27 protein-coding genes are annotated in these 26792 nt (G+C 73.5%); 10 read left to right on the top strand and 17 right to left on the bottom strand.

From position 1 onward, the window contains the following. Positions 1 to 3 precede the first annotated feature (3 nt). Positions 4 to 1434 carry a glycoside hydrolase family 19 protein gene (locus ACLQ2X_RS00630; RefSeq protein WP_425678901.1) on the top strand — a complete coding sequence of 477 codons (1431 nt, stop codon included), beginning with the start codon at positions 4 to 6 and terminating at the stop codon, positions 1432 to 1434. 95 nt (positions 1435 to 1529) lie between these two features. On the opposite strand, the gene ACLQ2X_RS00635 is transcribed toward ACLQ2X_RS00630, so the two are convergent. Next, the gene (locus ACLQ2X_RS00635; RefSeq protein WP_425678902.1) at positions 1530 to 2069 is read right to left on the bottom strand and encodes an adenylate kinase; all 540 of its coding nucleotides are present in this window, start codon (positions 2067 to 2069) and stop codon (positions 1530 to 1532) included. Between the two features lie 27 nt (positions 2070 to 2096). Beyond that, the gene (locus ACLQ2X_RS00640) at positions 2097 to 2672 is read right to left on the bottom strand and encodes a VanZ family protein (RefSeq protein ID WP_425678903.1); all 576 of its coding nucleotides are present in this window, start codon (positions 2670 to 2672) and stop codon (positions 2097 to 2099) included. Positions 2673 to 2937: 265 nt separating this feature from the next. Here ACLQ2X_RS00640 and ACLQ2X_RS00645 point away from each other — a divergent pair, with 265 nt between their 5' ends. Genes ACLQ2X_RS00645 through ACLQ2X_RS00655 form a run of 3 tightly spaced genes read left to right on the top strand, consistent with a single transcriptional unit; the run spans position 2938 to position 8104 of the window. After that, positions 2938 to 4647 carry an ABC transporter transmembrane domain-containing protein gene (locus ACLQ2X_RS00645; protein ID WP_425678904.1) on the top strand — a complete coding sequence of 570 codons (1710 nt, stop codon included), beginning with the start codon at positions 2938 to 2940 and terminating at the stop codon, positions 4645 to 4647. Then, on the top strand, positions 4644 to 6539 hold the full coding sequence (locus tag ACLQ2X_RS00650) for an ABC transporter ATP-binding protein (RefSeq protein ID WP_425678905.1): 1896 nt from the start codon (positions 4644 to 4646) through the stop codon (positions 6537 to 6539). Before ACLQ2X_RS00645 ends, ACLQ2X_RS00650 begins: the two co-directional genes overlap by 4 nt. Then, positions 6536 to 8104, top strand: coding sequence for a class I SAM-dependent methyltransferase (locus tag ACLQ2X_RS00655; RefSeq protein WP_425678906.1), 1569 nt, complete (start codon positions 6536 to 6538; stop codon positions 8102 to 8104). The genes ACLQ2X_RS00650 and ACLQ2X_RS00655 overlap by 4 nt, the downstream gene beginning before the upstream one ends. Positions 8105 to 8169: 65 nt before the next feature. Here the strand turns inward: ACLQ2X_RS00655 and ACLQ2X_RS00660 are convergent, their stop codons facing one another. The 6 genes from ACLQ2X_RS00660 to ACLQ2X_RS00685 are packed head-to-tail and all read right to left on the bottom strand — an operon-like array spanning position 8170 to position 13279. Next, positions 8170 to 8874 (bottom strand): LysE family translocator, encoded by a 705-nt coding sequence (locus tag ACLQ2X_RS00660; protein WP_425678907.1) that lies wholly within the window; start codon positions 8872 to 8874, stop codon positions 8170 to 8172. Next, on the bottom strand, positions 8867 to 9244 hold the full coding sequence (locus tag ACLQ2X_RS00665) for a hypothetical protein (protein WP_425678908.1): 378 nt from the start codon (positions 9242 to 9244) through the stop codon (positions 8867 to 8869). The genes ACLQ2X_RS00660 and ACLQ2X_RS00665 overlap by 8 nt, the downstream gene beginning before the upstream one ends. Before the next feature lie 5 nt (positions 9245 to 9249). Further along, positions 9250 to 10509: a SidA/IucD/PvdA family monooxygenase gene (locus ACLQ2X_RS00670; RefSeq protein ID WP_425678909.1), complete on the bottom strand. Its 1260-nt coding sequence runs from the start codon at positions 10507 to 10509 to the stop codon at positions 9250 to 9252. After that, entirely contained in the window at positions 10509 to 11549 is a 1041-nt protein-coding gene (locus tag ACLQ2X_RS00675) for an NAD(P)/FAD-dependent oxidoreductase (protein ID WP_425678910.1), read from the bottom strand. Before ACLQ2X_RS00675 ends, ACLQ2X_RS00670 begins: the two co-directional genes overlap by 1 nt. After that, positions 11542 to 12912 (bottom strand): class I tRNA ligase family protein, encoded by a 1371-nt coding sequence (locus tag ACLQ2X_RS00680; RefSeq protein WP_425678911.1) that lies wholly within the window; start codon positions 12910 to 12912, stop codon positions 11542 to 11544. Before ACLQ2X_RS00680 ends, ACLQ2X_RS00675 begins: the two co-directional genes overlap by 8 nt. After that, positions 12905 to 13279, bottom strand: a complete 375-nt coding sequence (locus tag ACLQ2X_RS00685; RefSeq protein ID WP_425678912.1) for a cupin domain-containing protein — start codon at positions 13277 to 13279, stop codon at positions 12905 to 12907. The genes ACLQ2X_RS00680 and ACLQ2X_RS00685 overlap by 8 nt, the downstream gene beginning before the upstream one ends. A gap of 291 nt (positions 13280 to 13570) precedes the next feature. Between ACLQ2X_RS00685 and ACLQ2X_RS00690 the strand changes: the two genes are divergently transcribed. Continuing rightward, positions 13571 to 14473, top strand: a complete 903-nt coding sequence (locus ACLQ2X_RS00690; protein WP_425678913.1) for an NB-ARC domain-containing protein — start codon at positions 13571 to 13573, stop codon at positions 14471 to 14473. Between the two features lie 118 nt (positions 14474 to 14591). On the opposite strand, the gene ACLQ2X_RS00695 is transcribed toward ACLQ2X_RS00690, so the two are convergent. From ACLQ2X_RS00695 to ACLQ2X_RS00730, 8 genes are all read right to left on the bottom strand, one after another. Continuing rightward, positions 14592 to 15266: a pyridoxamine 5'-phosphate oxidase family protein gene (locus ACLQ2X_RS00695; RefSeq protein ID WP_425678914.1), complete on the bottom strand. Its 675-nt coding sequence runs from the start codon at positions 15264 to 15266 to the stop codon at positions 14592 to 14594. A gap of 242 nt (positions 15267 to 15508) precedes the next feature. Continuing rightward, entirely contained in the window at positions 15509 to 16300 is a 792-nt protein-coding gene (locus ACLQ2X_RS00700; RefSeq protein WP_425678915.1) for a DUF2470 domain-containing protein, read from the bottom strand. Between the two features lie 150 nt (positions 16301 to 16450). Then, positions 16451 to 16747 carry a DUF1540 domain-containing protein gene (locus tag ACLQ2X_RS00705; protein ID WP_425678916.1) on the bottom strand — a complete coding sequence of 99 codons (297 nt, stop codon included), beginning with the start codon at positions 16745 to 16747 and terminating at the stop codon, positions 16451 to 16453. 456 nt (positions 16748 to 17203) lie between these two features. Next, a complete protein-coding gene (locus ACLQ2X_RS00710; protein ID WP_425678917.1) occupies positions 17204 to 17788 on the bottom strand; it encodes a TetR/AcrR family transcriptional regulator in 585 nt (194 codons plus the stop codon). Positions 17789 to 17853: 65 nt separating this feature from the next. Then, complete coding sequence (locus tag ACLQ2X_RS00715) at positions 17854 to 18579, bottom strand: ABC transporter ATP-binding protein (RefSeq protein WP_425678918.1); 726 nt, start codon at positions 18577 to 18579, stop codon at positions 17854 to 17856. Next, positions 18576 to 19706: an FtsX-like permease family protein gene (locus tag ACLQ2X_RS00720; RefSeq protein ID WP_425678919.1), complete on the bottom strand. Its 1131-nt coding sequence runs from the start codon at positions 19704 to 19706 to the stop codon at positions 18576 to 18578. The genes ACLQ2X_RS00715 and ACLQ2X_RS00720 overlap by 4 nt, the downstream gene beginning before the upstream one ends. Positions 19707 to 19871: 165 nt before the next feature. Then, the gene (locus tag ACLQ2X_RS00725; protein WP_425678920.1) at positions 19872 to 20339 is read right to left on the bottom strand and encodes an SRPBCC family protein; all 468 of its coding nucleotides are present in this window, start codon (positions 20337 to 20339) and stop codon (positions 19872 to 19874) included. Next, complete coding sequence (locus ACLQ2X_RS00730; RefSeq protein ID WP_425678921.1) at positions 20336 to 20701, bottom strand: ArsR/SmtB family transcription factor; 366 nt, start codon at positions 20699 to 20701, stop codon at positions 20336 to 20338. The genes ACLQ2X_RS00725 and ACLQ2X_RS00730 overlap by 4 nt, the downstream gene beginning before the upstream one ends. Before the next feature lie 130 nt (positions 20702 to 20831). Here ACLQ2X_RS00730 and ACLQ2X_RS00735 point away from each other — a divergent pair, with 130 nt between their 5' ends. The 5 genes from ACLQ2X_RS00735 to ACLQ2X_RS00755 are packed head-to-tail and all read left to right on the top strand — an operon-like array spanning position 20832 to position 25834. Then, on the top strand, positions 20832 to 21743 hold the full coding sequence (locus ACLQ2X_RS00735) for an ABC transporter substrate-binding protein (protein ID WP_425678922.1): 912 nt from the start codon (positions 20832 to 20834) through the stop codon (positions 21741 to 21743). Further along, the gene (locus tag ACLQ2X_RS00740; RefSeq protein ID WP_425678923.1) at positions 21740 to 22693 is read left to right on the top strand and encodes an amino acid ABC transporter permease; all 954 of its coding nucleotides are present in this window, start codon (positions 21740 to 21742) and stop codon (positions 22691 to 22693) included. Before ACLQ2X_RS00735 ends, ACLQ2X_RS00740 begins: the two co-directional genes overlap by 4 nt. Next, the gene (locus ACLQ2X_RS00745; RefSeq protein ID WP_425678924.1) at positions 22690 to 23454 is read left to right on the top strand and encodes an amino acid ABC transporter ATP-binding protein; all 765 of its coding nucleotides are present in this window, start codon (positions 22690 to 22692) and stop codon (positions 23452 to 23454) included. The genes ACLQ2X_RS00740 and ACLQ2X_RS00745 overlap by 4 nt, the downstream gene beginning before the upstream one ends. Further along, positions 23454 to 25055 (top strand): N-acyl-D-amino-acid deacylase family protein, encoded by a 1602-nt coding sequence (locus tag ACLQ2X_RS00750; RefSeq protein WP_425678925.1) that lies wholly within the window; start codon positions 23454 to 23456, stop codon positions 25053 to 25055. Before ACLQ2X_RS00745 ends, ACLQ2X_RS00750 begins: the two co-directional genes overlap by 1 nt. Continuing rightward, a complete protein-coding gene (locus ACLQ2X_RS00755) occupies positions 25052 to 25834 on the top strand; it encodes a serine hydrolase (RefSeq protein WP_425678926.1) in 783 nt (260 codons plus the stop codon). Before ACLQ2X_RS00750 ends, ACLQ2X_RS00755 begins: the two co-directional genes overlap by 4 nt. On the opposite strand, the gene ACLQ2X_RS00760 is transcribed toward ACLQ2X_RS00755, so the two are convergent. Next, the gene (locus ACLQ2X_RS00760; protein WP_425678927.1) at positions 25717 to 26730 is read right to left on the bottom strand and encodes a LysR family transcriptional regulator; all 1014 of its coding nucleotides are present in this window, start codon (positions 26728 to 26730) and stop codon (positions 25717 to 25719) included. The genes ACLQ2X_RS00755 and ACLQ2X_RS00760 overlap by 118 nt on opposite strands. Positions 26731 to 26792: the final 62 nt, after the last annotated feature.

Raw genomic sequence — 26792 nt, forward strand, 5'->3', positions numbered from 1 at the left:
GGCATGTCGAAGATGCGGACCGCGCGAGCGGCGCACCAGGCGACGAGTTCGTTCGGCACCACGCAGTTCGCCTGGCTGATCATCTCGGCCGTCGGGATGTTCCCGTTGGTGCTGCTGGCGGCCCTGGCCCTGATCGTCCTGGTGATCATCCTGCTGCTCAGTGGCTCGCAGCTGACGTCCTACTCGCCGGACCCGTCCAGCACGCTCGGCCCGGGCGCCGCCGGCAGCGTCCTGGTCGAACTCGCCGGCGGCGACGGCCGCGGCGAGTTCGACGAGTCACGCCTGCCCGACCCGGAACTGGCCGCGCCGATCCGGGCCGCCGCCGGGGAATGCGACCTGCTCACCCCCGTGATCCTCGCGGCGCAGATCGACTACGCGTCCGACTTCGACGCGGACAAGGAGGGCCAGCAGGGCAGGAAAGGACTGTCGCAGTTGACACCTGAGGTCTTCGACCGCTACGGCGAGGACGACGACGACAGCGGCGAGGCCTCGGTGCTGGACCCGGAGGACTCGATCCACGCCCACGCGCGGTGGTTCTGCCACCTGGCCAAAGAGACCCAGCGGCTGCTGGACGCGAAGACCGTCGTCGGTGACCACCTCACCCTGACGCTGATGGCCTGGGAGTTGGGCCTGGAGGCGGTCGAGGCCCAGGGCGGAATGCCGATCATCGTGTTGGACAGCTACCCCTTCAAGGTGCGGGGACTGTTCAGTCGCTACGCGACCGGTGGGGCGGGCGCGTCCACCGCCTCGCCCACGCCGTCCGCGCCCGCTGGGCCGTCCGGTGCGAAGAAACGAGTGCCGCCGAAGGACGACGGCACGATGCTCACCGGGTCGACATTCGACGCCCTGTTCCCCAGCCGCAACCCCTTCTACACGTACGCCGGGCTCGTCGACGCGATGGCGAAGTTCCCCGCCTTCGCCGCCACCGGGGACGAGTCGACCCGCAAGCGGGAGGTGGCGGCGTTCCTGGCCAACGTCGACCACGAGTCCGGCGGCCTGGTCCACGTCGAGGAGATCGACCGGGCTGCCTGGGGCAACTACTGCGACGGCGCCCAGGCATACGGGTGCCCCGCGGGACGCAGCGCCTACCACGGCCGCGGACCCATCCAGCTCAGCTGGAACACCAACTACAAGGCGGCCGGCGACGCGCTCGGGCTCGACCTCCTCGGCAACCCGGACCTGGTGGCGACGGACCCGTCGGTGGCGTGGCAGACCGCGCTCTGGTTCTGGATGACCCAGCGGGGCGCGGGCACGACCACCCCGCACGCCGCGATCACCGGCGGCGGGTTCGGGGAGACCGTCCGGAGCATCAACGGGGCGCTGGAGTGCGGAGGTGGGAACGCGGCTCAGGTCCGGGCCCGGGTGGACGCGTACCGGCGCATCACCGCGGTCCTGGGCGTCGACACCGGTGACGAGGCGTCATTGACGTGCTGAACGTCGCGGCGGCGGCGCTGGACGGCATCCGTACCGGGGAGACCACGCTGGTGCTGCGCCAGGTCAAGCAGTTGGCGCTCGCGCCCGGGATCGCCTCACCGCGACGGCGGCCCCGGCAGCCCGGCCAGCCAGCGGTCCAACTCCGCCGGGGAGCCGAACAGCAGCACCGGCGGTCCGGCCGGGTCGGCCCGCCAGGCGCGCATCCGCCGTCGCGCCCGGCCGAACGCGCTGACATGCCACACCAGGACCGAGTCACGGGACAGGACGCTGCGCAGCGTCTCCCGGTTGCCGTTGCAGATCACCTCCCCGCTGGCCAGCCGGCGGGTGGTGCGCCGCAGCAGCCGCCAGAACGAGAGCCGGCGGGGATAGTCCAGGCCGACGACGAGGTCGGCGCGGGCAAGCACCACGTCCCGCCACCCGTGGTACGCCCCGTCGAGGATCCACCGGTCGCCACGGCAGACCGCCTCGATGCGGCTGCGCTGCTCGGCCACCGGCACCTCCACCCAGCCCGGCTGCCACAGCATGTCGTCCACCGGGCACCAGGGCAGCCCGAGCCGCTCCGCCAGCGCTGCCGCCAGGGTGGACTTGCCGGCGCCGTACACGCCGTAGACCAGGATGCGGGCCGGTGCGGTCACCGCGGCAGCGTACGTGGCGACCGCCGGCTACGACACCGCTGTCGGTCGCGCTCCCGCCGGGGTACGCCACCACCGGCGCGACGCCAGCGCGGCCAGGACGGCGCCGGCGGTGTTGAGCAGCACGTCGTCCACCGACGACACCCGGTCCAGCCGCAGGGCGTACTGTGCCACCTCGACCAGGATCGAACAGCCGGCGGCGAGCGCCAGGACGCGCGGCACCGACGCCAGCGCCGGGAACCGCAGTGGTGCGAAGAAGCCCAGCGCGGCGAAGACCAGCAGGTTGCCGACGACCTGGACGAGCACCGTGACCGGCTCGCCGGCGAGGACGGTGAGCAGGTCGCGCAGCGGCACCAGGCTGACCCGGGCGGGCGCCGCGCCGGCCTGGTCGCCCGGCAGGAGGATCATCCACACCCACGGTGCCGTCCCGTAGACGAGGCCGACCTCGGCCAGCGACAACCGCCAGGCCCGTGGGGGCGGGCAACCGGCGGCGGTCCGCCGACGCGCCAGCGCCCCGACCGCCAGCACGGCCACCGGCAGCAGGAGCACCGTGCAGAGGACCGCGCCGGGGATCGTGCCGAACCAGCCGTGCCACCCGTCGACCATGCCGCCCTCCCGTCCGGTTCCGAGCCGAGAATCTACCGGCGGCCGAGCAGGGCCGACGCCGGGCCGGCCGGCCGTGGGCACGCCCGGAGCCTGAGGTTAGGCTGACCTGACTTCGATCACTGGAGGCTTCCCCCGTGCGCCCGTTCCTCTCCGTCCCCGCCGACTCCGGGATCTCCGGCGTGTCCCGGTGCGCCGGCACCCCGGCCCTCGCACCGCCCGGCACCGGTACGCGGGTGCGGACCGCGACGACGGGACCGCTCGGGCGGTGACGGACGAGACGGTCACCGGCCGGAGCGTGCTGCGCCGGGCGTTACGTCGTCAGCGACGGCGGGTGCTGGTCGGGGTGGCCCTGCTCAGCCTGCACCAGGTCGCCGAGGTGCTCGTCCCGGTGGCGATCGGCGTCATCATCGACCGGGCCGTGGTGACCGGCGACGGGTGGGCCCTGCTGTACTCGGTCGCCGGTCTGGCCGCCCTGTTCACCGTGCTCGCGTTCGCCTACCGCATCGGCGCGCGCCAGGCGTACGCGGCGGTGGAACGCGAGGCGCACCTGATCCGGGTGGAACTCGCCGCACGCGCGCTGGATCCGCGCGGGCACCGCGCCGGGCTGCGCGACGGTGAGCTGCTGGCGGTCACCGCCTCCGACGCCGAGCTGTCCGCCCTCGTGGTCCGGGTGGCCGGGATGGGCGTGGCCGCGCTCACCGCGTTGACCGCCGCGGCGGTGGCGCTGCTGGTGGTGGACGTCCCGCTCGGGCTCGGCGTGCTTGTCGGCGTGCCGCTGCTGGTCCTGGCGCTCAACCGGATGGCGCCGCTGCTGTCCCGGCGCAGCGCCGCGCAGCAGGAGGCGTTGGCGGACACCACCGCGCTGGCCGTGGACCTGGTCTCCGGGCTGCGGGTGCTGCGCGGCATCGGTGCCCAGCCCCACGCCGCCGGGCGGTACGCCGCCGCCAGCCGCCACGCCCTCGCGGTGACCCTGCGCGCCGCCACCTCCAAGGGGTTGCACCTGGGGCTGACCACCGCCGCCAACGGCCTGTTCCTCGCCGCGGTCGCCGGGGTCGCCGGTTGGCTCGCCCTGCAGGGCCGGCTCACCGTCGGCGAGCTGGTGACCGTGGTGGGGCTCGCGCAGTTCGTCGCCGAGCCGGTGCAGACGCTCGGCTTCTGCGTGCAGCTGTTCGCGATGGCCCGTGCCTCGGCGGCCCGGGTGGCGCGGGTGCTCGGCGCCGAGCCGCTGGTCCGGCCCGGCGACGCGCGCCGGCCGGACCGGGTCGACGGGCCCCGGCTGGCTCTGGACCGGGTCGGGCACGCCGGGCTGGACGAGGTGTGCCTGCGCGTCGACCCGGGCGAGATCGTCGGGGTGCTGGCGTACGACCCGGCCGACGCCGAGGCGCTGGTGGCGCTGCTGGCCGGGCGGGTGCCCGCGGACGGGAGGCGCGGCGTGGTCCGCGTCGACGGCCTGCCCGCCGACGAGCTGCGCCTCGACGATTTGCGGGCCGCGGTTCTCGTCGAACCGCACGACGTGATGCTCTTCGAGGGCACCCTGGCCGCGAACCTGGCCGCCGGGCGGCCGGCGGAGGCGCAGCGGCTGCACGCCGCCGTGCGCGCGGCGGCCGCGCAGGACGTGGTGGACGCGCATCCGGGCGGCCTGGCACACCGCCTCGTGGAGCGGGGCGCGAACCTCTCCGGCGGCCAGCGTCAACGACTCGGCCTGGCCCGGGCGCTGGGCGCCGACCCGCCGGTGCTGGTGCTGCACGACCCCACCACCGCGGTCGACGCGGCGACCGAGGCGCAGATCGCCGACGGGCTCGCCGGCGCGCGCCGGGCCGGCCGGCGGGCCACGATGCTGATCACCAGCAGTCCGGCCCTGCTGCGGATCACCGACCGGGTGGTCGTGATCGCCGACGGCCGGGTCGTCGCCGAGGGGCCGCACGACCACCTGCTGGCCACCGAGGCCCGCTACCGGGAGGAGACCCTGCGGTGAGCGCCGACCCCAGCGTGCCCGAACCCGCCCGTCCGCTGCTGCCGACCGCGTCCGCCCGGCAGACCTGGGCGACGCTCGTCGCCGAGTTCCGGCGGCTGCCCGCGCTCGGTGCCGCCGCGACGTCCGTGCTGGTCGCCGCCGCGGCGTGCGGACTGGTCGCCCCCTGGGTGCTCGGTCGCCTCGTCGACGACGTCATCGCCGCGGCCCCCGCCTCCCGGGTCGGCGCCCGGGTGGCGGTGCTGCTCGGCGCGGCCCTGCTCACCGGCCTGCTCACCGCCGTCGGCGCCACGCTCGCCGCCCGGCTCGGTGAGACCGTGCTGGCCAGGCTGCGCGAACGGGTCCTCGACCGGGCGTTGCACCTGCCCTCGTCGACACTGGAACGGGCCGGCACCGGCGACCTGCTGGCCCGGGTGGGCGACGACGTGGCCGTGGTGACGAACGTGATCGCGGTGAGCGGTCCGGCGCTCGTCGGCGCGCTGCTGTCGGTGTTGTTGACGGTGGTCGGGCTGGCCGCACTGGACTGGCGGCTCGGCCTGGCCGGGCTGGTGGCCGCGCCGGCGTACGCGTTGGCGCTGCGCTGGTACCTGCGCCGGTCGGTGCCCTACTACGCCCGGGAGCGGGTGGCCACCGGTGAGCGGACGCAGGCCATGGCGGGCGCGTTGCGGGGCGCGGCGACCGTGCGCGCGTACCGGACCGAGGACGCGCACGTCGCCGCGATCGCGGAACGCTCCGGCGCGGCGCGTGACCTGTCGCTGGAGATCTTCGACCTGCACACCCGCTTCGGCCTGCGGATGAACCGGTCGGAGTTCGTCGGCCTGGCCGCCGTGCTGGTCGCCGGGTTCGGGCTGGTCCGCGGCGACCTGGTCACGGTCGGCGCGGCGACCACCGCCGCGCTCTACTTCCACCGCCTGTTCAACCCGATCGGGCTGCTGCTTATGGAGTCCGGCTCGGTGTTGCAGGCCGGCGCGAGCCTGGCCCGCCTGGTCGGCGTGGCCACCCTGCCCGGCACCGCCGGCCCGGCCGCCACCGATCCGGCCCCGGCCGCCGCCGAGACCCCGCCCACCGTCGACCCGACCCCGGCCGCCGTCGACCCGACCCCGGCCGCGCCACCTCCGGCGGGAACGGCTCCGGTGGGCCGGCAGCGGGCGGGCGCGGACGGGTCGGCGGCCCTGGACATCACGGTGCGCCGACACCACTACCCGGACGGGCCGCCGGTGCTTGCCGACATCGACCTGCGCCTCGCCCCGGGCGAACGGGTCGCGCTGGTCGGCGCCAGCGGCGCCGGCAAGAGCACCCTCGCCGGCATCGCCGCCGGCATCATCGTGCCCGCCGACGGGTCGGTACGCCTGCGCGGCGTGCCCCTGACCGAGCTGGGCGAACACGCCGTACGGCGGGAACTGGCCCTGATCAGCCAGGAGGTGCACGTCTTCGCCGGCCCGCTGGCCGAGGACCTGCGGTTGGCCGTCCCGGACGCGACCGACGCCGACCTGCTCGACGCGTTGGACCGGGTCGGCGCCACCGGCTGGCTGCGCGCCCTGCCGCAGGGGCTCGCGACCCCGGTCGGTGAAGGGGGCCACCGGCTCACCGCCGCGCAGGCTCAGCAGGTCGCCCTGGCCCGGCTGGTACTGGCCGCGCCCGCGGTCGCCGTCCTGGACGAGGCGACCGCCGAGGCCGGCAGCGCCGGCGCCCGTGACCTGGACCGGGCGGCGCTGGCGGCCACCGAGGGGCGGACGACGCTCATCGTGGCCCACCGGCTCAGCCAGGCGGTGACCGCCGACCGGATCGTGCTGCTCGACCACGGCCGGGTGGTGGAACAGGGCACGCACGAGGAGTTGTTGGCCGCCGGGGGCCGCTACGGTCACCTGTGGCGCTCCTGGCGGGTGCCGGTATGACCGCCGGCCGCACGTCGACCCGTACCTCTGGGGTGATCATGGAAAGCTCGCCGGCCCGCTTCGTCCTCTTTCCCGGCCGGCATCACCTGTTGACCCGGTTCCAGGCCGACTACCTGCGGGGACTGGCCGAGGACGGGGACACCACAGTCGTCTGGGCGGTCACCTCGGCCAACCACGAGAACACCCGACGCAACCCGGTCGCGTACCACCGACGCGAGGCGGCGATCGAGCGGTTCAGCGTGCTGAGCGGGCTGCGGTCACTCGTGGTGCCGGTCTTCGACACCGCGTACACCGACGCGTTCGCGGAGGTGACCCTGAAGAACATCGCGGTGACCACCGGCCTCGAACTCACCCCCGCCGACACCGTGGTGGCCTGCTCCACCCCGCAGGTCGCGAAGCTCTACGAGCGGCTCGGTTTCCCGATCGCGCAGGTCGAGGCCGACCCGGGCCTGCCGGAGGTGCCCGAGCGGCCCTGGGACGTCCTGCTGCGCCTGGCCGGGGGCGACGAGACGTGGCGGGAGCTGACCCACCCGGCGTCGGTCGACGTGTTCGAGCGTTACCGCCTGGTCGACGCGATCCGGTCGGTGGTCAACGACCCCCTCGTCGGCGACGAGGGCGGCCTCACCGTGACCCGCGACTACCGGACGTACGTGGAGGCGTTCGCCGGGGCCGCCGAGCGCAAGTGGACGTCGGTGCGCCGGTACGTGCAGCCCGGCCGGATCGTGGACATCGGCTGCGGCGCCGGGGCGGTCCTGGAACTGGCCGACCGGGAGGCCGGCCTGCGGGAGAGCGACCTCATCGGCGTGGAGGTGGCCCGGCACCTCTACCAGGAGTGCCTGCACAAGAAGGCCCAGGGGGTGTTCCGCAACGCCAACGTCTACTTCTTCCACCGCAACGTCCTGGGCGGCGCGGTCCTGAAGGACCGGTCGGTGGACACCACGCTCACCTTCGCGTTGACCCACGAGATCTGGTCGTACGGGCGGCAGCGGGAGTCGCTGCGCCAGTTCGCCCGCCGCATCCACGACCACACGGTGCCCGGCGGCGTCTGGATCAACAGTGACGTGTGCGGCCCCGACGACCCGCACCGCCCGGTGCTCCTGCGGCTGGCCGCCGACGACGGCGACAACCCGCCGGCTCCCCGCCGGGACCTGGCCGGGCTGGGTTCCGCCGAGGTGAAGCGGTACGTCGGCGGGCTGTCGACGCGGGCGCGGCTGGACCAGTTCGCGGTGGACTTCGCGTTCCCCTTCGCCCACCAGGCGCAGGCCGACGGCTCGGTGCGGCTGGAACTGGGCGCCGCGATGGACTTCCTGACCCGCAAGGACTACACGGACAACTGGCTGTCGGAGACGAAGGAGCAGTTCTGCGGCCTCGGGTTCGCCGACTGGACGAACCTGCTGACCGAGGTGGGCTTCGAGATCGGCCCGGCCTCCGCGCCGATCCGCAACGACTGGGTGATCGACAACCGGATCGCGCCGGTCGCGTCCGTCACCGACCTGGATGGCCGGCCGCTGGACTGGCCGACCACCCACGTCCTCACCGTCGCCCACCGCCCCCGGAACTCCTGAACCCACCTGCGCAAACCGCGCCGGGCCGGTCCCGTCGTGCTGACGGGAACCGGCCCGGCGCGCGCTCAGTGGCTCAGCGCGATCCGGATCGCCAGGACGACCAGGATCAGCCCGGTCAACCGTTCGATCACGGTGAGGACGGACGGCCGGGTCAGCCAGGGCTGAAGCCGGTCGATGAGCATGATGTAGCACGCCCACCAGAGCACGGCGAGGCCGATGAACGTGGCGGCCAGCACCGCCGTACGGGCCGCCGCGCCAGCGCCGGGCGTGACGAACTGCGGGACGAAGGTGACGTAGAAGACGACCACCTTGATGTTCAGCAGTTGGCTGGTGATGCCCATGACGAACGAGCGCCGGGCCACGTGCCGGTCCTCGGCCGCGGTGACCGCCGGCTCCTCGACCGGCGGCGCGTCCGGGGCGGGGGCGCCGCCGCCGGCCGTACCCGCGGCCACCGGAACCGGCTGCGCGGCGGTCGTCCGGCGGGGCCGGGTGGCCCAGAGGATCGTGCCGCCCAGGTAGAGCAGGTACAGGGCCCCGGCGATGCGCACCGCGGTGTAGAGCCGCGGTGAGGAGACCAGCAGGGCGGACAGGCCGGCGGTGGCCAGCGTCGCGTGCACCAGGGCGGCCGCGAAGAGCCCGGCCAGCACCACGAAGCCGGCCCGCCGCCCGTACCGGACGGTCTGCCGGGTGACGAGCGCGAAGTCCACCCCCGGCACGATGATGATCAACAGGCTGGCGGCGACGAAACTGACGATCTGGATGTCAGACACGCTGCTGCTCCTCGATCGAGCCGACGAGGGCGGCGGTGGCCTCCTCGATGACGGAGACGCCGCTGTCGGGGCGCGGCCCGTGCCGGCGCCACTGCTCGCGGAGCCGGATCCGCCCGTCCGGCAGCCGTTCCGGGCGCGAGACGCACTCACCGACCACTATGGTGCCGTCGGTGAGCACCTCCAGGTAGGCGAAGCGCACCACGCCCTCGGAGTCGCAGGTGCCGGCGAGCGAGCCGTGCCGGACGGGCCCGCCGGTGATCTCCGCCCAGACCAGGTCGCCCCGCTGGTGGTAGTGCCCCCGCAGGGGCGCGTCGTCACCGGCGTGGTCCACGGAGACGAAGAGCCGGTCGTCGTAGTTGAAAGGGATCATCGTGTTCACGCCCACTGGGTGCTCAGGTAGTCGTCGTGGAACTGGCAGACGGCCCGGCCGGCGATCGAGTTCAGGATCATCGCGCTGCGGATCGGCAGGATGCTGAGGTTGGAGTCGACGAGCCCCTGCACGTACCGCCCCCGGTTCAGCAGGAAGATCTTGTGGTCGTCGGCGTGCTTCCACCGGATCGAGTAGTCCGACTCGATGATCGGTTCGCCGCGTTCGTCCAGGTCGACGAGCGCGGACAACTCCGGGTCGAAGGGCAGGGGCGCGACCCGGCGGCCCGCCGCGACGATGACGTTCGAGGCCCGGTGCCGTTCCTCCCCGCTGCCCGCGGTGAGGCACTCCAGCTCGATCTCCCCGTCCAGCTGCCGGGCGCCGGTCACGGTACGGCTCGGCATGATCGTCACTGGGAACCGCCCGGTGCGCAGCCGCTCCTCGTAGTTCTGCTGGTAGATGCCGCGCAGCGTGCCGGGGGAGATGCCGTCACTGGTCAGGATCTGCCCGGAGACGAGGCGTTCCCGCACGTCCCGGGACAGGGTGAGGAACGCCTCCTGGTAGGCGGGCCGGTACAGGTCGTTCGCCGACGGCGAGTCCTCCAGCGGCGCGAACCACGACCGCCGGCCGATCCACTTGATGTCCCGGCAGCCGCGGACGAGCAGCGCCGCCACGCACTCCGCGCTGGTCTGGCCGCTGCCGATGACGATCCACGGCTCGTCCGGCTCGTCCGGGACGGTGGCCAGCCGCTGGTGCAGCTGGTCGGCGACGAAGACGTGCCGGGGGTCGAGGGCGTCCAGGAACTCCGGCATGTAGGGCACGGTGCCACTGCCGATGACGAGGTGCTCGGAGCGGGCGACCGCCGTACCGTCGCTGCGGCTCACCAGGGCGCCGTCGAACTCGACGAGGTCGATCCGGGTGCCGTAGGTGATCAGCGGGAGCTTGCCCGCCGCCCACACCAGGTACTGCTGGTACTCGATCCGGGGAATCGTGTCGAACCCGGCGCCCAACAGCGCGTACACCCGGCCGGTGGTGACCAGGTAGTTGAGGAACGACAGGGGGTGGGTCGGGTCGTAGAGCGACACCAGGTCCTTGACCCAGCCGGTCTGCATCCGGACGCCGCTGTGCAGCATCCCGTCGTGCCAGCCCGGCCGCTCGCGGGATTCGAACAGGGCGATGTCGTGCGGGGCGAGCACGCCGTACATCGCGGCGAGGCTCAGGTTCGCCGGCCCCGCGCCGATACCCACTGTGTGATAGGTCTGCGTCATCAGTCTGCCTCTGTCTGGCCGTGGGGGACAGGGATCGCGGATCGGGAGTTCAGCAGGACGGTGGCGGCGACCCGGCTGGCGGCCAGGGCCGTCTTGGCGGCGCCGCCGCTGCCGCCGGTGAAGGTGTGCACGGCGTCGGTCACGGCGCGCAGGGCCAGGCCGGCGGGCTCGCTGTAGCAGTCGACGGCGCTGACCGGCGGGCCCACCGGCCGCAGGTCCAGGCCCGGGAGGCGGCGCCCGGCGACCTCCCCGACCCGCGCCGCCAGGTCGGCGTCCGGCGCCGGGGTCGGCGGGTCGACGTCCCAGCGGGGGCTGGGCAGTCCGAGCAGCAACCGACCCGGCCCGGCCGGTCGGCCGTAGAGGCCGCTCGTCTCGTCCACGAAGCACGGCAGGTCGGCCCGGTCGGTGGCGTAGTGGGCGTACTGGATGTGCTTCGTGCGCAACGTGCCCGGCAGGCCGGCGGCACGCAGCAGGCCCGGGGTCCACGCGCCGGCGGCCAGGACGACCAGGTCGCCGGTGAGCCGGCGGCCGTCGCGCAACTCGACCACGCCGTCGTCGAACCGGGCCATCGGGGCCGCCTCGGTGCGGCGCACGCCCCGCAGGACGGCCCGGCGCAACCGTTCCGGCACGAGGTACCCGGCCTGCCGCTCCCAGATCCCCACGGTCTCCTGCGGCAACCCGTGGAGCCCGAACCGGCGGGCCACGTCGGAGCTGTCCAGCACCTCGGCGTCGACCTCCGCCGCGCCCGCCGCGTCGCCGGCGGCCAGCAGGTAGAGCGAGCCGGTGCGCTGCCAACCGGCGTCCGCGGCGAGCGCCGGATCGGCGAGCAGTTCGGCGAGGCCCGCGCCGGCCAGGGACCGGGCGGTCGGGTCGGGCTCGAACGCGCGGATCAGTCCGCCCGAGGCGGCGGTGGCGTCGGCCTGCCGGACCTGCGGCCCGGCGCCGATCAACACCGCCTCGGCGCCGGCGTCCTGCAACCGCCGGGCGAGCAGGACGCCGCTGAGGCCGGCGCCGACGACGAGCACCCGAAGCTCAACCACCGGAACCCGCCGGGTCGACGCCGCCGATGAGAGCCAGCAGGACGCCCGCCCGGTCCGGACGGTCGGGGTACGCGGCCAGCGCCGCCCGCACCGCGCCGGCCGGGTCGAAGTGCTCCGGCCGCAGCGCCTGCTCGCCGCGTGCCAGTTCGGCGTCCGCCAGCGCGACGTCCTGGCCGGCGCCGGCCCCGGAGAGGGTGGCGGCGTACCGCGCGGCGAACGCCGCGTACGCCTGCGGCCGGAAGTCCGACTCGTAGGTGTCCGGCCGGTCCCAGGCCAGGAACGCCCGCACCACGGCCGGGTCCTCGGTGGCCAGGAACTCGTGTGCCCAGATGGCGTGCTGCCGGCTGGTGGAGAACTTCGCGCCGGTGAGCCGGTAGAACTCGTTGACCACCAGCCCGGTGTGCCGGTCGGGCAGCCCGGCGGCCAGGTGCAGGGCCGGGATGAGCACCGCGTAGTAGAACGCGTTGTCGACGCCGAGGAAGATCCACTGCTCGTCGACCTCACGCCAGGCGTCCAGGTACCCGGCCAGCGTGTTGGCGTCGGGCCGCAGGTGGCGGGCGGGCAGCAGCAGGTTCGCCAACGCCATCTCCGCCCACACGTCGATGCGTAGGCCGTCCTCCCACTCGATGCCCCAGTCGGACGGGTATGCCAGCGGCACGTCCGGCAGCCCGTCGTCGAGGTAGGAGGCGGTCAGCCGGCGCAGCCGCGGCGGCAGCACCGCACGGGCCCAGAACTCGGCGAGCCGGTCCCGGTGCTCGGCCAGCCGCAGCACCGGCACGGTGTGGGTGACCGACTCGGGTGGGGCCGAGCAGCAGGTCGATCGCGCGTCGACCAGGTTCGCGGCGGTGCAGAAGCTGCCACACCCCTCGCACGTCCCGCCGGCCGCACCCGCCCCGCAGACCGGGCAGCGCCCGGCGACCCGGACGTGGTGCAGCGTCCGGTGACAGGCCGCGCAGGCCCGCAGCGACACCGGCGCGACCTCGACGACCTTCGCCTCGACCAGTTCGGTGAGCAGCGCGGACACCGCGTCGCGGTAGGCCGCGTCGGCCAGCGGGTCGACCATGATGTCGTACCGGATACGTGCGGCGGCCAGGGCGGTGCCGATCAACGAACCGTAGTGGGCGGCGGTGTCGGCGGGTGCCTCCCCGTTCGCCTCGGCCCGGGCCGGCACGTAGTTCTGGTGGGCGTCCAGGCCGCACTGGGTGACCACCCGCCGGCCGGCGGCGCGCAGCGCCCGGGCCGCGATGTCCCCGGCCACGTACGGGCCGCTGAGGTGCCCGATGTGCAGGGGGCCGTTCGGCGTCGGCGGCGGCGTCACCACCAGCACCGCCCCCGGGGCGCCGGTGGTCGGGGCGTCAGCCACGGTCGGCTCCGTCGCCCGCGTCCTCGGCGCTCTCCGGGCGCGGCATCCAGTAGATGCTGAGGATGGTGAGCGGCTGTTCCGGTGAGGGGTTGTGGATGACGTGGCGCCGCTCGGGTTCGAGCAGGATCACGCCGCCGGTGGGCACCTCGACCTTCTCCCCGCCGGCCTCGTAGATGGCGGTGCCGCGGGTCACCACCGCGAACTCGACCTCCGGGTGGACGTCCTCGGTGCTGCTGCCGCCGGGCGGGATCACGCACCACATGGCGTCGAACGGCAGCTGGCCGAGGTCCCGGTACTGCGTCCACCGGCCGATCTGGATGCCGTACTCGTCGGTGAGCTCGGCGGTGTCGCTGACGTACTTTCGCATGTTCGTCCTCCTGGTCGCGACCTCGGGCATGGGAACGGTGGTACGCAGACTGGTCGAACTGGACTTTCGTGCGATGTCGTACGCGGGCGCGAGGCGTTCGCCCGCGTCACGGACATCGATGGCGTAAATGACACTGTGGACATAATCTGTGCGAGCCAACAGGAGCTAGACCGGCAGATCACCGGCAATGTCGCTGCTGACTGCCCGCTCAGCGACCTCTGCTGCGGTGGTTCGCCGGCACGAATCAGCCGGAACCTGTACGGAGACGACGCTGTGATCGGCTATATAGATATGCTGAGTGATGAAATCGTCACGGCCCGACAGCGGGCCAACCTTACTCAGGAGGAGTTGGCCGCTCGGACCGGACTCAGTGTCCGCAGTATCCGCAATCTGGAGTCCGCGCGGGTCACCCGGCCACGCCCGGCAACCGTCCGGCTACTGCGCGACGTGCTCGGCCTGCCGGCGCACCCGTCACCGTCGGCGCGCCTGCGCCCCATGCAGCTGCCGCTGGAGATTCCCGGGTTCACCGGCCGTCGGCCCCAACTCGAACAACTCGACCGGCTGCTGGACGGCGGGCCGCGGCGGATGTCCTCCGTCGTGGTGGGCGTCCTGTCCGGACGTCCCGGGATCGGCAAGACGGCGCTGGCGCTGCGCTGGGCACACCGGTCCGCCGCCCGGTTCGCCGACGGGGTGTTGCACGTCCACCTGGGCGGCAGCGACCCGAAGAAGCCGGCGGTCACCCCGTCGGAGGCGCTCGGTTGCCTGATCGAGGCGTTGGACGTGCCGGGGGGCGTGCCGTGCGGCCCGGCGGCGCGAGCCGGGTTGTACCGCAGTGCCCTCGCCGGACGCCGGATGTTGATCATGCTCGATGACGCCCGGGACGCCGACCAGGTGCGGCCGTTGCTGCCCGGTGTGCCCGGCTGCATGGTGGTGGTGACCAGCCGGGACCGCCTCACCGGCCTGGTGGTCGGCGAGGCCGCGCATCCGGTCGTGGTGGACGAACTGGCCCCGTGCGAGGCGTGGCAGCTGCTCCAGGCCCGGCTCGGCGAGCGCCGCCTCAGCGCCGAGCGGGAGGCGGCGCGGCAGATCGTCGCCCGCTGCGCCGGGGTGCCCCGGGCGCTGGCGGTGGTGGCCGCCCGTGCCGCCGTCCAACCGCGGCTGCCCCTGGCGGAGTTAGCCCGGCAACTGCGGTAGCCGGCCGACGGCCGGGGGTGGGCGCCCCGGCGTTCGTGGGGTGGCCGGTCGTGGCGGCTGCGGGCGCCGCCACGACCCGTCACCGGCGACCCGGCAGGTCACCGCCGGCCCGTCCCGGTCAGGTCTGGTCGACCCGGGCGCCGGCGCGGGCGGCCACGTGTGCCGGCGTCGGCGTCGGTGCCGGCAGCGCCGGATCGGGGACCGGCTCCTGCCAGCGCGCGACAAGTGGTAGCTCCCCGGCCCAGTGTCCGAGCGCGGCGTCCGGGCTGTCGCCGTCGTCGGGCGGACCGCTGCGGGTCTTCACCGAGGCCTCGGTGAGCGGGAGCGCCAGCAGGGCCGTGGCCGCGAGTTCCTTGCGGTTCGGCAGGCGAGCGTATTCCCACTGGCCGGGGGCGACGTGCTCGGTCAGCACCCGCAGCCCGTGCAGCTTCTCGTCGTCGTCGGTCACCCACCGCGGCCGACCGTAGATCATCGCGCTGCGGTAGTTGATCCCGTGCTCGAACACCGAGCGCGCGAGCACCAGGCCGTCGACGACGGTGACCGTGACGCAGACCTCCGCGTCGGCGCGCAGGCTCCGGCTGGCCACCGAACCGTGCAGGTAGAGGTGTCGTTCGTCGAACCCGTAGACGGTCGGCACGACCATCGGGGCGCCGTCGACCAGGACACCCAGGTGGCAGACGAAGCCGGCCCGCAGCACGTGGAACAGGGCGGCCCGGTCGGGGCGCCCCTTCTCCTTCATCCGGCGTAGCCGGGTCCGGGGTGTCGCGGACAGCGGCCCATCGACATCGGTCATGACTGGTCTCCTGTCGACGGCGGACCCGGCAGCCCTGGACCGTCCCCCGTTGGTCCGGCCCCCGCCTGTTTCTACCGGCCCGGGTATCGGTGATCAAGGGGCATCATCGGGGCGGGCGCGGGCGGATCCGCCCGAGGCTTCCCGCCCGGTGGCGGGGCCTCACCGCCCGTCGCCCGGGTCGCCCCCGAGCCGCCGCCGGTGCCGCCCGGATCGGGCCCTGCCTGTCGTGCCGGGCGAGGGGATCAGCCGAGCAGCATGCGCAGCGCCTCGGCCAGTCCGGCGCTCGCGGTGAGTGCCCGGGCGAAGGGCAACCGGGTGTCGGTGTGGCCGTCCGGCCGCTCCGCGCGCAGCACGATGCCCCGGGCGTCGACGGCGACCGGCACCACCCGCGTCGCTCCGGCCGTGGCGAGCGGGTCGAGCAGGGCGGCGAGCCGGTCGACGACGTCCCGGTGACACCGGCTCAGGTGCGCCAGGTGTGCGGCCTCGTCGGCGGCCACCGGGTCGGGCCGCGCGACGCGGTAGGCGTCCGGGCCGACCTCGGCCGGGCCGGTCTCGCGGGTGAGCACGATCTCGACCGGTTCGACAGCCCACAGCGCCACCGGGGGCAGGTCGAGCAGTGACATGACGGCGGCGGGATCGCACGAGTCGAGGCTGGCCGGGTCGAAGCGCCGGGCCGTGCCGAGGATGGACAGCCGGGCACGCACCCGGGCGCGCACGGCGACCGGCGCGAGGTGGGTCAGGTCGAGGCGAACCGCGCCCGCGCGGCCGCGCGCGGCGACCAGCAGGCCGCCGGTGCTGCTCATCGCGTCGACGGCGAGGACGATCGTGCCGTCGGGCAGGACGGTGTGCCCGCAGAGCAGGTCGGTGGTGACGTCGCCGAGCGTGAGCCGCAGCGAGGTGGCGGCGGCCAGCACGGACCGGGCGGCGACGGCATCCTCGGGCGTCGACGTGCCGGCCGCGCCCGCCGTGGACCGTTCGGTCGTCGCGGCGGCGCCTGCCAGCTCGGCCGGCCTCCCGGTGGGGTGCAACGCCATGTCTGTCTCCTCGGCCGAGGTGCGGGGTGAAGTCGGCCCAGGTCAGACGTTAGTAGGTAAGGCTTACCTTTGCAACGGCGGGTGGTGTCCCGAACGCGGCGGGCCACGACGGTGTCCCGTCGTGGCCCGTTCGGTCGCGTCGTCCGGTTGTCAGGCCGGCTGGTAGGTCAGACAGTCGCTGACCGTGGCGCCCGGCCCGACCGTGATCGACTTGGCGGTGCAGGCGAGGTTGGTGTTGTGGACGCACTCGGCCCGGGCACACGCCCCCACCGCACCGGTGACCTCCGCGATCCCGCCGGTGACCGAGGACTCCACGAACGTGGCGCAGGAGGCCGCGTCGCCGGTCGACGCCACGGTGATTGCCGGGGCGTGGCAGCCCTGGGCGTTGAAACTGCACGCCGTGGCGGCGCATTCGCGTACCGGCGGTGACTGCAACAGAGTCTTCATGGTGCCTCCAAGTTCTCGGGTGAGCAGGGCCTGACGGTGCTGTCCCGCTCGCGCTCGAACGCCATTCACTATTTGCCGCACGGGCCGAAACCAAACCCCGGCGAAGTCGTGGACGATCGAACCCACCCTAACAGCGGAATGGGCGCCGCGTCGGTCGCACATCGCATTTCCACGCCGCTGTCCACGCGAACAAAGATAAGGCTTACCTTGGTCGTTGCGGAATTATGCTGTCCCTCGGAACGACGATTCTGCGCGCTTTTCCCGAACGGAAAGAACGCCAGGTGTAGAGCGAGACAGGCGCGGTGCTTCAGGCGCGCCCGCCGCGGTGGGGGGTGGCGAGGTGAGCGCGTCGTCCCGGTCGCGCACGAGCCCGTCCGGGGTCACGTTCCGGGACCGCTCCGAACCGGACGTGACGGTTCGCCCGACGACGTGCGGCCGGTGCCGTGGTGGGCGGGGTCAGCTCGTGGCCGGGTGCACGTACGGCGTGAGCAGCTCGCGGGCGAGCCCGGTCGCCTCCGTAAGGCCGAGACCGCTTTCGATCATCCGGCTCAGGGCGAAGACGATCGACTGGACGACCTCGGCCATCCGGCTGGGGTCGCCGGCGCCGTGCTCGGCCAGGGCGGCGCGCAGCGGCGCCTCCAGGCGCTCGTGCAGCAGCCGGCTAGACGCCGCCAACACCTCGCTGTTGCCGGCCGTGGCCAGCGCCCGGGCCAGCGCGTGGTCCCCCCGGGCGACCAGGTGCAGGTTGGCCTCGACGTACGCCAGGACCTTCCTCCCGGGCGTGCCGGCCTCGCTCATCCGCTTCTCCACATAGGCCGACCAGCGGGGGAACGTGTCGGCGACCAACTCGTCGAACATGTCGGTGCGGGACCGGAAGTAGGAATACGCGCTGGACCGGGCCAGTCCGGCCTGCCGGGCGACGTCGGCGAGGCTGGGGATCTGGTCCGGGCGCTGCGACAGCAGGGCGCGGGCGGCCTCCAGCAGCGCGGCCCGCTGGGCGGCCCGGTGCTCGGCGACGGTTGCGGCCTGGATCTTCGGCACGCCGACCCTCCAAGTTCGTCACCGGCGGATGCCCACCGGGTCTCCGCCGCGCCCTGCTGTCGCGGTCAGTCCCGCACGGCGAGCTTGCCGTCGACCATCTCGTAGATCGTGTCACAGTAGTCCAGCACGTCATGGTCGTGAGTGACCATCACGACGGCCACCGACCGCTGCCGGGCCTCCTGGGCGAGAAGCCGGACGATGTCGTGGCTGCGGGCCCGGTCAAGCGCCGCCGTCGGCTCGTCGACGAGCAGCACGGACGGGCCGGTCACCAGCGCCCGGGCGATCCCGACGCGCTGGCGTTCGCCCCCGGAGAGCTGGTGCGGACGGCGGTCGGCCTTGTCGGCCATGCCGACGTGGGCGAGCATCTCCAGCGGGTCGCGGCCGGACCGCTCCCGTCGCCCACCCAGCCGCAGCGGCAGGCGCAACTGGTCGGCGGCGGTCAGCGCGGGCAGGAGGTTGCCGGACTGGAACACGAAACCGACGTGCCGGCGGCGCAGCTCGGTGCGTGTGCGCCGGCTGGGCACGGTCATGTCCTGTCCGGCCACGGTCACCGTGCCCTGGTCCGGTCGGGCCAGTCCGCCGGCCACGGCCAGCAGGCTGGACTTGCCGGCTCCGGAGGGGCCGACGATCGCGGCCAGCTCGCCCGGCGCCACGGTGAGGTCGACGTCGTCGAGGGCCTGCACGATCTCCGCGTCGTTGCCGTGGCGCAGATGCACGCCGCGCATCACCAGGCCGAGGTGGTCGGCTCGGGGCGCCGGGGTCGGTGCGGACGGGGTGGGCCGGCTGCTCATCGGTTTCCTCCCAGGGCGGTCGCCGGGTCGATGGAGGTCAGGCGGGCGACGGCGGCGGCCGCGCCGATCAGTCCGAGCGCCAGCAGGCCGGCCGCGGCGGCGGCGATGCTGGGCAGGTGCAACGCGAACGGGATGTCGCTGCCGGCCACCAGGGCGCCCAGGCCGAGGCCGAGTCCCATGCCGACGGCGATGGCGATGGCCAGCAGGATCAGGGCCTGGGTCAGGGCGTCACGCAGCACCCAGCCGGTGGCGGCGCCGAGTGCGCGCAGCACGGCCACCTCCTGCTTGCGCTGGATCGCCCAGACGGCGAAGAAGGCGCCGGCCACCAGGGCCGAGATGGCGTAGAGGAAGCCCTGGATCAGGTTCAGCGTGGTGGTCTCGGCGGTGTAGCCGGGCGAGGCGCCGTAGGACTCCTCCAGGGTCAGGCTCTCGGTGCCCGCCGCCTTGTCGCCCGCGGCCAGGTCAACCGAGTCGCCGTCGGCGGCACGGACCGCCACTGCGGTGATCTCCTGGGTCGCCTGCGCCGGCAGTGCCGCGCCGGCCGGGGTGCCGGACTTGATCGCCTGCCACGTCGCCAGCGGCACGTACGCCACGTCGACGTGGCCGAAGGTGTCCTGCTGCTGGGTGACGCCGACGACGCGCAACCGGGTGTCCAGCCGGTCCACGGTCACGGTGTCGCCGACCCGCAGGCCCGCGTCGATCGCGGTGGGGCTCACCACGATCCCGTCCGCCGGGCCGAGCCGGTCACCCTCGCTGACGGCGGGGGACAGGAAGGAGCCCGTCTCGATGCCGAACAGCGCCAGGTCGACCTCGGTGCCCCCGTCGGTGCGCCCGTTGACGAGCGTGTTGCCGAACGGCGTCGCCTCCGCCACGCCGGGCTGGTCGCGCCAGACCTCGACCGTAGAGGCGTCCACGACGCTGCGCGAGAACGCCGAGTCGTGCTGGACGCCGTGGGCGAACGCGAACGAGGTGACCGGCAGGTTCTGCAGTCCGGATACGCCGTCGCGCACCAGCCCGACGGACAGGCCGGACAACATCACCATCAGCACCGAGATCAGCGCGATGACCGCGCCCATCAGGGCGAATCGCAGCCGGGCGAACCCCAGCTCCCGGATGGCCAGGAACATCAGCCGCCACCTCTCAATCTTGTCGACGCCATGTCGCCATGTTATCAACGCGGTGTCGGCAAAAGAGGTCGGGCCGGTTGTCGTCCCGACCACACAGCCGTGCGGCGCCGGGCGGACCTGGGCGACCGGCGCCGCACGGCCCGGCGGTGCTCGCGTGCGTGGGGATCAGCCGCCGGCGGCCCCGGTGCCGTGTTCGCGCGCCAGGTACGCCCCGATGCGGTCGAACGCCCCCGGCCACGCCTCGCCGACGAAGAAGTCGCGCGTCTGCGGCTCCGGGAAGCCGCTCTGCACCACGGTCATCAGCGTGCCGCCGTCCTTCTCCTCGAAGGTGATCTCGATGCGGGTGGTCATGCTGGCGCCGTCGGGACTGCTGCCCGTCGACTCGGTGACGAGCCGGTGCGGGCGGTCGATCTCCAGGAACGTCTGCGTCTCACGGAACAGCTCGTCGGAGGAGGGCCCCCAGGCGGCGGTCTGTTTCCCGCCGACCCGCAGGTCCACGTCGATCTCCAGGACGCCTGGTGCCTCGTCCAGGATGCTGAACCAGGTCTTCTGCTTCTCGGCGTCGGTGTAGGCGTCGAACACCTCGGCGGGAGTGCCCGGGAGCTGCCGGGTCAGGCGCAGTTGCACCGTCATGGGTCACGGTCCTTCCGTTGGGGGGTCAGGTAGGCGTCGAGCCCGTCCAGTCGGCGCGCCCAGAGTCGCTGGTAGAAGCTGATCCAGGCCATCGCCGCGTCGAGCGGCTCGGCGACGAGGTGGCACTGCCGGGACCGGCCGACCTTGCGCGTCACCACGAGCCCGGCGTCCTCCAGGGCCCGCACGTGCTTGCGCATGCCGGTCAGGCTCATCCCGGTCGGTTCGGTGAGCTCGCTCATGGTGGCCGGGCCCTGGCCGAGCCGGACCAGGATGCCGCGCCGGGTCGGGTCGGCCAGGCCGGCGAACACCCGGTCGAGTGTTTCTTGCTGAATCACGTGGCTCACGTTAGGACACTGAACCATTTGGTTCAATGTTGTCCGCTACACGTGTCGACTCGGCGGTGATGGGCTCGCGAGGGTCGAAAAATATGATGCTCAGGCGGTAAAGGGTTCGGGCTGTTCATGGTCCAAGATCCCAGATAGGGTGCCCGCCATGGTCTTGAGCAGGAGGTTTCCGGTGGTCGGGAAGCACGCGTTGCGCGTTGTCGTCGGGTTCGCCGCACTGTCCCTCGCGGTCACCGGCTGCGGTCGGTCCACCACCGACCAGTCGCCGCAGTCGGGCGGCTCCGCCTCGGCGGCCGCCGACGCCAAGGCCGCCGACCTGGTCCCGGCCGCGATCAAGGACAAGGGCGTGCTGCGGGTCGCCACCGCCGAGGGCTACCCGCCGATGGAGATGTACAAGGAGGGGACCCAGGATCTGATCGGCGTCGACCCGGAGCTGGCCGCCGCGATCGCCGGGCGGCTCGGCCTGAAGCTGGAGATGACGAACGCCAGCTTCCCCGGGCTCATCCCGGGCCTGCAGGCCGACCGGTGGGACCTGGCCATGTCCTCGATGAGCGACACCGAGGAGCGCCGCAAGGCCGTCGACTTCGTCGACTACTTCCGCGCCGGTGGCGCGATCATGGTGGCGAAGGGCAACCCGGCCGGGGTCAAGGACCTGGCGGACCTGTGTGGACGGGCGGTCGTGCTCGCCAAGGGCAGCTCGAACCTCGCCATCGGGGAGAAGCAGAACGCCTCGTGCGCCAAGAAGATGACCATCTCGCAGAGTGAGGACGCCCCGACCGGCCTGCTCCAGATCGACGCGGGACGTGCGGTGGCGACGATCGTCGACTACCCGGTGGCCAAGATGCTGGCCCAGCAGAGCGGCAAGTACGAGGTGCTGGAGGCACAGTACGACGCCGGACCGTGGGGCATCGCCATCGACAAGAAGGACAGTCAACTGCGTGACGCCGTCCAGCGGGCGTTGCAGGAGCTGATCGACTCGGGTGAGTACACCAAGATCCTGGAGAAGTGGGGCGTCCAGGGCGGCGCCGTGCGGTCCGCCACGGTCAACGACCAGAAGTGAACGCACCCGTCGAGGCGGGCTCCCCGGCTCCGGCCGGGCCGGACGGCCCGGCCGGTGAGCTGACGAACCGGATCAGCCACCCGCTGCGCCCCGGGCGCTGGCTGGCCGCCGGGGTGACCGCCCTGATCCTCGCCTGGCTGACCTGGTCGGTCGCGGTCAACCCGAACCTGCACTGGGACATCGTCGTCGAGTACCAGTTCGACCGGGTCATCCTGCAGGGACTCTGGGTCACCATCCAGCTCACGGTCGCGTCCATGGTGATCGGCGTCGTGCTCGGCGTGGTGGTGGCGCTGATGCAGGTCTCCGACAGCCGCGTCCTGCGCACCGGCGCGGTGGCCTACGTCTGGTTCTTCCGGGGCACACCGCTGCTGGTGCAGCTGATCTTCTGGTTCAACATCGCCCTGATCTTCCCGGAGATCGGCCTGGGGGTGCCGTTCGGTGGCCCCAAGCTGGTCACCTGGGAGACGAACGCGCTTGTCACCGGCTTCGTCGCGGCCCTACTCGGGCTCAGCATCAACGAGGGCGCCTACATGAGCGAGATCGTCCGGGCCGGCCTGCGCTCGGTCGATCCCGGCCAGCAGGAGGCCGCGGCATCGCTTGGCATGTCCCGGGCGAAGATCATGCGGCGGGTGGTGCTGCCGCAGGCGATGCGGATCATCGTCCCGCCGACCGGCAACCAGTTCATCTCCATGCTCAAGACCACCTCGCTGGTGTCGGTGATCGCCGGCGCCGACCTGCTCACCGTCGCCCAGCGGCTCTACCTCACCAACTTCGAGGTGATCGCCCTGTTGATCGTCGCGTCCATCTGGTACCTGGTCCTGACCACCGTGGCCAGCGTCGGCCAGTACTTCCTGGAACGCCGGTTCAGTCGCGGATTCGGCACCACCGTGCCGGGCAACCTGCGCGGCCGTGTGGCCCGCAACCTGCGTTTCTCCGGGAGCGCGCGATGACCCCGCCGATGGTGCGCTGCGAGTCCCTGCGCAAGAGCTTCGGTCGGATCGAGGTGCTGCGCGGCATCGACCTGACCATCGGGCGCGGGCGGGTGGTCTGCGTCGTCGGCCCGTCCGGCTCCGGCAAGTCCACGCTGCTGCGCTGCCTGAACCACCTGGAGGAGCCGCAGGGCGGCCGGGTCTACGTCGACGGTGAGCTGATCGGATACGCCGAACGCGACGGCCGGCTGCGCCCTCTGCCGGACGCGCGGCTGCGCCGCCAGCGCGAGTCCATCGGCATGGTGTTCCAGCGCTTCCACCTGTTCCCGCACCGCACCGCGCTGGAGAACGTGATGGAGGGGCCGGTCGCCGTGAAGGGCGTCTCCTCGGCCCAGGCCCGCCGGCACGCGGCCGACCTGCTGGACCGGGTCGGCCTGGCCGACCGCGCCCACCACTACCCGGCGCAACTGTCCGGCGGCCAGCAGCAGCGGGTCGCCATCGCCCGGTCACTGGCCATGTCGCCGAAACTGATGCTCTTCGACGAGCCGACCTCGGCCCTGGACCCGGAACTGGTCGGCGAGGTGCTCGACGTGATGAAGGATCTCGCGGCGAGCGGCATGACCATGATCGTGGTGACCCACGAGATGGGCTTCGCCCGGGAGGTCGGCGACCATCTCGTCTTCATGGACGAGGGTCTGGTCGTCGAGGAGGGACCGCCCCGGGAGGTGCTCGCCGCGCCGCGGCACGAACGGACCCGCGCGTTCCTGTCCAAGGTGCTCTGATGCCGCGGCTGGACCTGCTGGTCACCAACGGGGAACTGCTCGACGGCAGCGGCTCCCCGGCCCGCCCCGCCGACGTCGGCGTGCGCGCCGGGAAGCTGGTGCTGCTGCCGGCGGACAGCGGCGCCGCCGCCACCGAGGTCGTCGACGCGGCCGGGCTGGTCGTCACACCCGGCTTCATCGACGTGCACACCCACTCCGACCTGCTCGCCGGCGACGACGAGCGGCGGGAGACGCTACGCCGGGCGCCGCTGCTGCAGGGCGTCACCACGGAGATCTGCGGCAACTGCGGGATCAGCCCCTTCCCGGTGCCCACCGAACGAGTGGGTCCGGTGCGGGAGTTGATCGCCGCGACGTTCGGGCCGCCCTCGTCGACGTACCCGTCGTTCGCCGGGTTCGCGGCCGCCCAGGGCCGGTCGCGACGCAACCACCTCGCCGCCCTCGTCGGCCACGGCACGCTGCGCGCCGCGGTGGTCGGCTTCGCCCAGCGACGGGCCACGCCGGAGGAGACCCGCCGGATGTGCGGCCTGCTCGACGAGGCGCTGGCCGCGGGCGCGGCCGGCCTGTCGACCGGGTTGATCTATTCGCCGGGGGTCAACGCCGGCACCTACGAGGTGATCGCGCTGGCCCGGGTCGCCGCCGCGCACGGCAAGCCGTACGTGACCCACCTGCGCGACGAGATGTCCCAGGTGGAGGCCGCGCTGGAAGAGGCGCTGGAGATCGCCCGCGCGGCCGGGGCCGCGTTGCAGGTCTCGCACCACAAGACGGCCGGACGGCGCGCCTGGGGCGCCACCGTCCGCACCCTCGCCCGGTTGGCGCGGGCGCGCGCCGACGGGCTGGATGTCACCTGCGACGTCTACCCGTACACCGCGGGCAGCACCGCCCTGCACGCCATGCTGCCGCCGTGGCTGATCGCCGACGGGGTGCCGGCGATGCTGGCCGCGGCGGCCGACCCGGCGGTCCGCGACCGGATCCGCGTCGACCTGGTCGCCGGCGTGCCGGGCTGGGAGAACACCGTCGGCAACGGGGGCTGGGACCTGATCCGGATCGCCTCCGCCCCGCACCACCCGCACGCCGAGGGCCACACCGTCGCCGAACTGGCCGCGGCCGGTGGCGTCGACCCGGTCGACTACGCCTGCGACCTGCTCGCCGCCGAGAACGGCGACGTCACCATCCTCAGCCACTCCATGCACGAGGACGACGTGCGCCGGGTGCTGGCCAGCCCGCTGACCATGGTCTGCTCCGACGGCGTGCCGAAGGGGGGACGGCCCCACCCGCGGTGGGCGGGCAGCTTTGCCCGGGTGCTCGGGCACTACGTGCGCGAGGTGCGGCTGCTGGAGCTGGCGGACGCGGTGCACAAGATGACCGGGATGCCCGCCCACCGGTTCGGGCTGGCCGGCCGCGGGCTGCTCGCCGACGGGTACGCCGCCGACCTGGTGGTCCTCGACCCGCGGCGGGTCACCGACGGCGCCACCTACGCCGAGCCGTTGTCGCCGCCGGGCGGGGTGCGGTGCGTGGTGGTCGGCGGCCGGATCGTGGTGGACGACGGCACCGTCACCGGGGCGCGACCGGGCCGGGTGCTGGCCGTGCCGGATCGGCGGTGAGCCCGCGGGTGCGGGTCGCGGCGACGGTGCGGCGCCTGTCCGACGGCCACGTCCGGTCGGCCGACCCGGACCTGGTGCTACCCCTGGCCAGCGTGGGCAAGGTGCTGGTGCTCGCCGAGGTGGCCCGGCGGCTCGCCGACGGCACGCTCGCCGCCGACCTGCCGGTCGACCTGCGCGACGACGACCGGCTGGTCGGCGGGACCGGCCTGCTCGGCCGGCTGTCCCCCCGCAGGTGGACGGTCGCCGACCTCGCCACGGCCGTCGGAGCGGTCAGCGACAACGCCGCCACCAACGCGCTGCTGCGCCTGGTGACCCTCGACGCGGTGGGTGAACTGGCCCGCCGCGCCGGACTGCGGGACACCGCCGTGCACGACCTGATCCGGGGCGAGCGCGGCCCCGGCGTACCGCGGACCTTCGCCACCGGGACGGCCCGTGAACTCTGCGCCTTCCTCGCGGACGTGGCGGACGGGACCTGGCAGAGTCCGCGGGCGTGCCGGCTGCTGCGCGGCTGGCTCGCCGGGAACACCGACCGCGCCCTGGTCGCCGACGCCATCGGCCGAGGCCCGTGGTCGGGCGAGGACATCGGCGTGCAGAACAAGACCGGCACCGACACCGGGGTACGCGCCGACGTCGGGATCGTGTCCGGCCGGCACACCGTCGTCTACGCGGTGGTCGCGGCGTTCGCCCCCGGCGCCGAGCGGGCCGCCGTGGCCGAGCTGCGTCGCTGGGGCACGGTGGTCGACGAACTCGCCGGTCCCCACCGGTCGGACAGCTCCTGACTGAGCGTCGCCGCCACCTCGGTCAGTCGCGCGACGAAGCTGCCGACCACCGGATTGGGGTTGCCGGGGCGCAGGGCCACACCGATCTCCCGGTGCAGCCCGCCGTGCGCGAGCTGTCGTATCGCGACCCCGCCCGGGCTGCGCAGGCCCAGCGACGGCACCAGCGCCACCCCGACCCCGGCCCGTACCAGGCCCAGCACCACCTCGTAGTGGTCGGTGCGGCAGCGGACCCGCGGGGTGAAACCCTCGGCCCGCGCCGCCAGCTCCAGGACCGACACCTCGCCCTGCACGCCCAGGGTGGTGATCCACGGCTCGCCGGCCAGGTCGGTCAGGCGTAGCCGTCGCCGCCCGGTGAGTGGATGCCCGTCCGGAAGCACCACCAACTGCGGGTCCCGCATCAGCGGCTGAACCGCCGCGTACGAGGGCTCCCGGGTCGGACTCAGCGGATGGTCGAACACCACCACCAGGTCCAGCTCGCCCTGTTGCAGGCGGGGGAGCAGGTCGTCCGGCTGCCCCAGGATCAACGCCAGCTCGACCTGCGGATGGTCGTCGGTGAAACCCGACAACGCGCGTGGGAGCAGTTCGGTGCCGGCGGTGGCGAAGAACCCGATCCGCAGCAGGCCCCGGCGGCCCTCGCCGTGGGCGGACAGCTCGTCCCGGGCGGCCGACATCAGGTCGGCGATCTGCTGCGCGTAGTCCGCCAGGCGCTGGCCGGCGACGGTGAGCCGCAGGCTGCGCGGGCCGCGGTCCACAAGCGCCACCCCCGCCTCCCGTTCGAGCGCGGCGAGCTGGTGGGAGACGGCGGACGGGCTCAGCCGCAACTGTTCCGCGGCGGCGACGACGGTGCCGTGGCGGGCGATCTCCAGGACCACCTGAAGGCGTGCGGTGCTGAACATCGGCGGGCTGCCTCCCTGCGCGGGGACGTGCGGGTGGGTCGCCGTCCGGCCCTCACTGTCGC

It is taken from the genome of Micromonospora sp. DT31 (genome assembly GCF_049841795.1).
GTDB lineage: Bacteria > Actinomycetota > Actinomycetes > Mycobacteriales > Micromonosporaceae > Micromonospora.

Coding starts and splice junctions, on each gene's coding strand:
- ACLQ2X_RS00630 (WP_425678901.1), top strand. CDS start 4: ATGTCGAAGATGCGGACCGCGCGAGCGGCGCACCAGGCGACGAGTTCG.
- ACLQ2X_RS00640 (WP_425678903.1), bottom strand. CDS start 2,672: ATGGTCGACGGGTGGCACGGCTGGTTCGGCACGATCCCCGGCGCGGTC.
- ACLQ2X_RS00655 (WP_425678906.1), top strand. CDS start 6,536: ATGACCGCCGGCCGCACGTCGACCCGTACCTCTGGGGTGATCATGGAA.
- ACLQ2X_RS00665 (WP_425678908.1), bottom strand. CDS start 9,244: ATGATCCCTTTCAACTACGACGACCGGCTCTTCGTCTCCGTGGACCAC.
- ACLQ2X_RS00670 (WP_425678909.1), bottom strand. CDS start 10,509: ATGACGCAGACCTATCACACAGTGGGTATCGGCGCGGGGCCGGCGAAC.
- ACLQ2X_RS00685 (WP_425678912.1), bottom strand. CDS start 13,279: ATGCGAAAGTACGTCAGCGACACCGCCGAGCTCACCGACGAGTACGGC.
- ACLQ2X_RS00690 (WP_425678913.1), top strand. CDS start 13,571: ATGCTGAGTGATGAAATCGTCACGGCCCGACAGCGGGCCAACCTTACT.
- ACLQ2X_RS00695 (WP_425678914.1), bottom strand. CDS start 15,266: ATGACCGATGTCGATGGGCCGCTGTCCGCGACACCCCGGACCCGGCTA.
- ACLQ2X_RS00700 (WP_425678915.1), bottom strand. CDS start 16,300: ATGGCGTTGCACCCCACCGGGAGGCCGGCCGAGCTGGCAGGCGCCGCC.
- ACLQ2X_RS00705 (WP_425678916.1), bottom strand. CDS start 16,747: ATGAAGACTCTGTTGCAGTCACCGCCGGTACGCGAATGCGCCGCCACG.
- ACLQ2X_RS00715 (WP_425678918.1), bottom strand. CDS start 18,579: ATGAGCAGCCGGCCCACCCCGTCCGCACCGACCCCGGCGCCCCGAGCC.
- ACLQ2X_RS00720 (WP_425678919.1), bottom strand. CDS start 19,706: ATGTTCCTGGCCATCCGGGAGCTGGGGTTCGCCCGGCTGCGATTCGCC.
- ACLQ2X_RS00725 (WP_425678920.1), bottom strand. CDS start 20,339: ATGACGGTGCAACTGCGCCTGACCCGGCAGCTCCCGGGCACTCCCGCC.
- ACLQ2X_RS00730 (WP_425678921.1), bottom strand. CDS start 20,701: ATGGTTCAGTGTCCTAACGTGAGCCACGTGATTCAGCAAGAAACACTC.
- ACLQ2X_RS00735 (WP_425678922.1), top strand. CDS start 20,832: ATGGTCTTGAGCAGGAGGTTTCCGGTGGTCGGGAAGCACGCGTTGCGC.
- ACLQ2X_RS00745 (WP_425678924.1), top strand. CDS start 22,690: ATGACCCCGCCGATGGTGCGCTGCGAGTCCCTGCGCAAGAGCTTCGGT.
- ACLQ2X_RS00750 (WP_425678925.1), top strand. CDS start 23,454: ATGCCGCGGCTGGACCTGCTGGTCACCAACGGGGAACTGCTCGACGGC.
- ACLQ2X_RS00760 (WP_425678927.1), bottom strand. CDS start 26,730: ATGTTCAGCACCGCACGCCTTCAGGTGGTCCTGGAGATCGCCCGCCAC.